Here is a 5,775-nt window from a genome sequence, read left to right as displayed (position 1 = left end):
CCACCGAAGGTTCCGGCATCAGGCGAAAAAGGGGTGACGCGCCGACTCGTCGTCACGGCGGTGACGGGGGCGCCTCCGGAGGGGAGGCCGTCACCCGGAGCAGCGGGGGCTGGATGGCCGTCGCGGTCCCGCGCCGGTACAGCCGGACCGCCGAGCGTTCGGTGCGCTCGACGGGCTCGAGGAAGCCCTCGGTGCCGAGCACCTTGCGGCGGAACGTCCCGAGGTCGGGCGGCGCGCCCCACACGGCCGCGTAGACCTGGCGGAGCTCGGGCAGGCTGAACGGCTCGGCGACTAACTCGCGGGCGAGCGTCGTGTACTCGAGCTTGGCGCAGACCCGTTCGCGGGCGTCCTCGAGGATCTCCGCGTGGTCGAAGGCGAGCACCGGTGCGTCCGGCCCGTCGTCGAGGACGTCCTCGACCGCCCACCAGCGCGCCCCGGCGGCGTCCGATCCGGGCTGCGGCTCCGGCAGGTCCGGGGCGAACGCGACGTGCGCGACCGACACGACCCGCATCCGGGGGTCGCGGCCCGGCGCCGAGTAGGTGCGCAGCTGCTCGAGGTGCCCCTCGAAACGGTCGACCCCGGTCTCCTCCCGCAGCTCGCGCCACGCGGCGGCCTCGGCGTCCTCGTCCGGCTCGACGAACCCCCCGGGCAGCGCCCAGGACCCGGCGAACGGCTCCCCGCCCCGCTCGACGAGCAGCACGCAGAACACCCCGCCCCGGACCGTGAAGACCGCGAGGTCGACGGTCACGGCGAACGGCGGACGATCGCTCACGGGGCCACCTCCACCCCCGCGGCAGCCATCTCCGCCAACGCGGCCTCGCTCGTCTCCGGGGCGACGCCCGCGTGCAGCCCGGGCAGCAGCCGGACGGCGAACCCCTCGCGGCGGGCGTCGAGCACGGTGGCCCGGACGCAGTAGTCCGTCGCGATACCCGTGACGTCGACCGAGGTCACCCCCAGCCCGCGCAGCACGTCGGCGAGACCGCGGCCGTCGTCGGTGACGCCCTCGAAGGCGCTGTACGCCGGCTCGCCCATCCCCTTGCGGACGTGGTGGGTGACCCGGCTGACGTCGAGCTCCGGAGCGTAGGCCGAGCCGTCGTCGGTGGACACGCAGTGCACCGGCCAGGTGGTGCTGAAGTCGGGCTCGGCGCCGGGTGCGGCGAAGTGGCCGCCGTTGTCGCCGTGCGGCTCGTGCCAGTCGCGGGAGGCGACGACCGCCGCGTAGTCGGCGGCGTGCGCGACCATGTGCTCGCTGATCCGCCGGGCGACCTCACGGCCGCCCTCGACGCCCAGCGACCCGCCCTCGACGAAGTCGTTCTGCACGTCCACGACTACCAGGGCATCACTCATCGGGCTCTTCTTCCAGGCGAACGGTCAGGTAGGGCGTGCCGGCCGACACCGTGCGGGCCGGCTCCGGCAGGGTGGCGAGGGCGGCGGCGCAGTGTGCGCGGACGTCGTCGAGCGAGGATGTGTGGACGACCCGGCCGCCGCGGACGACCGGGACCTGGACGGGCGAGGCGCCCTCCGGCCGGACGTCGTCGACGCGGTACCACTCGCGGGTCAGGATGCCGTCGTCGTGCGCGCGCCAGGCGGTCTTGAGCCCGCCGACGGACACCTTGTCGTGGCTCTTCTTCGCGACCGGACGCAGCTCCCCGCCGGGCTCGTACCCCACTGCGACGAGCTTGTAGACCATGCTCGCGGTCGGGTGACCGGAGCCGGTGACCAGGCGGGTCCCGACACCGTAGCCGTCGATCGGCGCGTCCTGGAGGGCCGTGATGACGAACTCGTCGAGGTCGCTCGTCGCGATGATGCGCGTCCCGGTGGCACCCAGCTCGTCGAGCAGCCGGCGGGCTGCGGCGGAGGTGTCCGCGAGGTCACCGGAGTCGATGCGGACGGCGCCCAGCCCGGTGCCCGCGACCTCGACCGCCGTGCGGATGCCCTGCTCGACGTCGTAGGTGTCGACGAGCAGCGTCGTGCCGGTGCCCTGCACGGCCACCTGGCTCGCGAACGCCTCGGCCTCCGTCTCGTGCGCCAGCGTGAACGCGTGCGCCGCGGTGCCGGTGGTCGGCACCCCGTGCAGCCGGCCTGCCGCGAGGTTGCTCGTGGACGCGAACCCGGCGAGGTACGCGGCCCGCGCACTCGCGACGGCGGCGTCCTCGTGGGTGCGCCGGCTGCCCATCTCGACGAGCGGGCGGTCGCCGGCCGCGAGCGTCATCCGGGCCGCGGCGCTGGCCACGGCGCTGTCGTGGTTGAGCACGCTGAGCACGAGCGTCTCGAGCATCACGGCCTCGCCGAGCGTGCCGCGGACCGTGAGCACCGGGCTGCCCGGGAAGTAGAGATCGCCCTCCGGGTAGGCGTCGACGTCACCGGAGAAACGGAAGTCGCGCAGCCACGCGGCCGTCACGTCGTCGACGACTCCCTCTGAGTGGAGCCAGCCGACCTCGGCGGCGTCGAAGCGGAAGTCCTCGAGGAGCGTCAGCAGCCGCCCGAGCCCCGCCACGACGCCGTAGCGCCGCCCCTCGGGAAGCCGCCGCGCGAAGGTCTCGAAGACCGCCGGATGGCCGGCGCTGCCGTCACGGACGAACGCCGTGAGCATGGTCAGCTCGTAGCGGTCGGTGAGCAGTCCGGGACGGACGGTCACGTCACCCTCCTCGTCGCGCGTACTCCCGACCCTAACGAGGGATGACCACCAGGCGGACGCCGCACTCAGGCCAGGTCGGCGTCCCTGCGCCAGCGGGCCACCGCGTACCAGGTGATCGTGGCCGTCGTCGTGATCTCCAGGGCGCTGAACCACAGGTAGGCCGAGGTGGGCGCCGTCCCGAACGTGAGCGTGCTCGCCTGGACGAGGGTCATCACCACGCCCGCGCCGACGCTTGTCCACCGGGCCACCGGGTGCGGCGCCACGAGGGCGAGCAGCAGTGCAGTGATGGGGATGGTCATGAGCACCGCCGCCCCGAGGAGGAAGCCGTCGGTCATCCGCACCCCGCCGATCTCGCCGGTGAGCAGCGCGGCGAGGTCCTCGGCGCGGTAGAGGCCCAGGACGTCGCAGTAGAGGTAGCAGAGCATCGCGAAGAGCCAGAGGGCCGGCACGACCCGGCGTGGCCCGGGGCGGAACCGCGGGGACGCCTCGGTGGCCGGGCGGGCAGGCAGGGTGGTCGACATCGGAGGTCCTTTCTTACGTTGTAAGGTCACCGGATCGTACGGCGTAAGATGGCTGCGGTGCAACACCGTCGAGCGAAGGAGACCGGATGCCCGCCCGAGTCGCGAAGGAGCCGTTGAGCCGAGCGCGCGTGCTCCAGGCCGGCGTGGCGATCGCCGACGAGCAAGGTCTCCCGGCCGTGACGATGCGCGGGGTGGCGGACCGGCTCGAGTGCGAGGCGATGTCGCTGTACCACCACGTGTCCGACAAACGGGCGCTGCTGTCCGGGATGGTCGAGGTGGTCGCGGACGAGGTGCTGGACGCCGCGCTCGCCGTGCCGGACTCCGCGGACTGGCGCGCCGCGGTCCGCGGGCGCTGTCTCGCCGCCCGTCGCGTCGCGCTGCGCCATCCGTGGGCACCGGCCGTCGTCGCCACCGAGACTGCGGCCCCGCCCGCGCTCATGCCCCTCTACGAGCAGCTCGTCGGCACCCTCGTCGGCGCCGGGTTCACCTACGACCTCGCACACCGGGCCATCCACGCCCTCGGGTCACGGGTGCTCGGATTCTCGACCGAGCTCTTCGACGCCGGCCCCGAGCCCACCGAGCCCCCGTCGCCGGAGATGCTCGAGCAGATCCGCGAGGCGACGCCGCACCTGGCCCGGCTCGCCGGGATGGACCTGCACGACCGCGAGGGAGCGATCGGCGAGTGCGACACGCAGGCGGAGTTCGAGTTCGTCCTCGACCTCGTCCTCGAGGGCCTGGAACGCCTCCGCCCGACTCCGTAGCCGGGCCGGGGTCAGGCGTCCGGACCCTCCTCGGCAGCCGCGCCCAGCCGGGCCAGACCCTTCTCCATGTCCGGGCCGACGAGCGAGTCCATTGGCTTGACCAGCGAGAACACCCGCATGAGCAGGTTCAGCTCGCCGTGCATGAGCCACGCGACGTGGGTCCCGGCATCCCGGGGGGTCAGGACGAACTCGACCCGCGAGCGCGACGGGAACGGCTTCTCGAACGCGAGGTCGACCTCGACCCGCTCGGGCTCGTCCCGGACGACCTCCATCGTCCCGCGACCCGCCTTCTTGTCGCCGTCCCAGGCGTACCGGGCCCCGACCCCCCGCTCGGCCCCGGTGTAGGTGCGCTGCATGTCCGGGTCGAGGTCCTCCCATGGCGACCACCGCCGCCACGCGTGGAAGTCGTGCAGCAGCGGACGGATGCGCTCCGGCGGCGCGGCGACGACCGCCCCGCGGCTCACGGTGTACGGGGTGCTCACGGCCGCCCATTCTGCTCCGCCCCGCTGCCGGGGACCAGGGCCACGCGGACGGCCTCGTGCACGTCCCCGTCGGCGGCCTCGACCGCGGCCCGCATCCGCCGGTAGCCGGCGTCACCGCGGACGATGCGCTCGACGTCGGCGAGCGGCCCGGCGCATCCGAGCCGCCGGGCGACGGGCTCGAGCCGGTCGAGGAGGGCGAGGGTGTCGTCGACGACGTGCACCTCCCGGCTGGCGGCGTCGGCGATGACGATGGCGTCGAGGCCGTACCGCGCCGCCCGCCACTTGTTCTCCTGCACGTGCCACGGGGGCAGCGCCGCGGGCAGCCTGCCCTCGTCCAGGCGCTCCTCGAGATGCGTCACGAGGCAGTGCACGAGGGCGGCGACGGCCGTCACGTCCTCCACGCGGGACATGCCGTCGAAGGCCCGCACCTCGATCGTGCCGAGCCGCAGCGAGGGCCGGATGTCCCAACGCAGCTCGGTGAGGTCGTCGACGACGCCGGTCGTGAACACGTCGTGGAGGTAGCGCCGGTACTCCTCCCACGTCTCGAACTGGAACGGCAGTCCGGCGGTGGGCAGCTGCTGGAAGAGCATCGTCCGGTTGCTCGCGTACCCGGTGTCCCGGCCTCCGGAGTACGGCGAGGACGCCGAGATGGCGGTCAGGTGCGGGTGGTAGGCGAGCAGCGCGTTGACGAGCGGCCAGACCTTCGCCGCGGAGCGGATGCCGACGTGCACGTGCACGCCGTAGATGACCATCTGCCGGCCCCACATCTGGGTGCGGTCGATGAGCGTGGCGTAGCGCTCACCCGGCGTGACCTCCTGGTCCTCCCACCGGCTCGTCGGATGGGCGCCGGCACCGAAGAGCAGGACGCCGAGCTCGTCCGCGGCGTCACGGACGGCACCGACCCCCTCGCGCAGCTGCGAGCCCGCCTCCTCCGCCGTCTCGCACACGCCGGTGACGATCTCGATCGTGTTGCGGAGCAGCTCCTTGGTGATCGTCGACCGCGGAGCGCTCGCCATCGTCCCCCCTGCGCCGTCGCCGGCGACCCGGGCCATGACCTCCTCGGCGCGGGAGGTGAGGTCGAGGGTCTGCGGGTCGACGAGCCCGAGCTCCCACTCGACGCCCAGCGTGCGCCCCGCGGACGGCGTGAACCCGACGTCGGCGCGGCTGTCCCGTCCCGTCATCGCTGCGATCCTCCCGGTGCCGGTCGGGCCACCGGGTCACGCCCGGCCACTCCCGTCCGTCGAGCCTAGGGCCTGTTACGAAAGTGGCTGATGGGGTTTGGGCGTGTCGTGTGGATTGAGGTGAAGCTCCCGGAGTAGCGCTGGTGGTGTCTACTCCGCCGCGCACCCCGGGAGCCTCGATGCCCACGATAG

General features: G+C 73.4%; 7 protein-coding genes. 1 reads left to right on the top strand and 6 read right to left on the bottom strand.

The features are described from left to right. Nucleotides 1-52: 52 nt before the first annotated feature. The 4 genes from JQN72_RS18050 to JQN72_RS18035 form a co-directional block, all read right to left on the bottom strand. Nucleotides 53-772, bottom strand: coding sequence for an NUDIX hydrolase (locus JQN72_RS18050; protein ID WP_204136527.1), 720 nt, complete (start codon nt 770-772; stop codon nt 53-55). Further along, complete coding sequence (locus JQN72_RS18045) at nt 769-1,347, bottom strand: isochorismatase family protein (RefSeq protein WP_204136526.1); 579 nt, start codon at nt 1,345-1,347, stop codon at nt 769-771. The genes JQN72_RS18050 and JQN72_RS18045 overlap by 4 nt, the downstream gene beginning before the upstream one ends. After that, nucleotides 1,340-2,638 (bottom strand): nicotinate phosphoribosyltransferase, encoded by a 1,299-nt coding sequence (locus JQN72_RS18040; RefSeq protein ID WP_204136525.1) that lies wholly within the window; start codon nt 2,636-2,638, stop codon nt 1,340-1,342. Before JQN72_RS18040 ends, JQN72_RS18045 begins: the two co-directional genes overlap by 8 nt. A gap of 65 nt (nt 2,639-2,703) precedes the next feature. Beyond that, the gene (locus JQN72_RS18035) at nt 2,704-3,159 is read right to left on the bottom strand and encodes a DUF6326 family protein (protein ID WP_204136524.1); all 456 of its coding nucleotides are present in this window, start codon (nt 3,157-3,159) and stop codon (nt 2,704-2,706) included. Nucleotides 3,160-3,245: 86 nt separating this feature from the next. Between JQN72_RS18035 and JQN72_RS18030 the strand changes: the two genes are divergently transcribed. Then, complete coding sequence (locus JQN72_RS18030) at nt 3,246-3,920, top strand: TetR/AcrR family transcriptional regulator (protein WP_204136523.1); 675 nt, start codon at nt 3,246-3,248, stop codon at nt 3,918-3,920. A gap of 11 nt (nt 3,921-3,931) precedes the next feature. Here the strand turns inward: JQN72_RS18030 and JQN72_RS18025 are convergent, their stop codons facing one another. Both JQN72_RS18025 and JQN72_RS18020 read right to left on the bottom strand, forming a co-directional pair. Beyond that, nucleotides 3,932-4,402, bottom strand: coding sequence for an SRPBCC family protein (locus tag JQN72_RS18025; protein ID WP_204136522.1), 471 nt, complete (start codon nt 4,400-4,402; stop codon nt 3,932-3,934). Beyond that, the gene (locus JQN72_RS18020; RefSeq protein WP_204136521.1) at nt 4,399-5,583 is read right to left on the bottom strand and encodes a glutamate--cysteine ligase; all 1,185 of its coding nucleotides are present in this window, start codon (nt 5,581-5,583) and stop codon (nt 4,399-4,401) included. The genes JQN72_RS18025 and JQN72_RS18020 overlap by 4 nt, the downstream gene beginning before the upstream one ends. Nucleotides 5,584-5,775: the final 192 nt, after the last annotated feature.

This window comes from Phycicoccus sp. CSK15P-2 (assembly GCF_016888005.1).
Lineage (GTDB): Bacteria > Actinomycetota > Actinomycetes > Actinomycetales > Dermatophilaceae > Phycicoccus.
The sequence above is the reverse complement of the archived record's forward strand: the minus strand, read 5'-3'. Positions and strand labels throughout refer to the sequence as shown.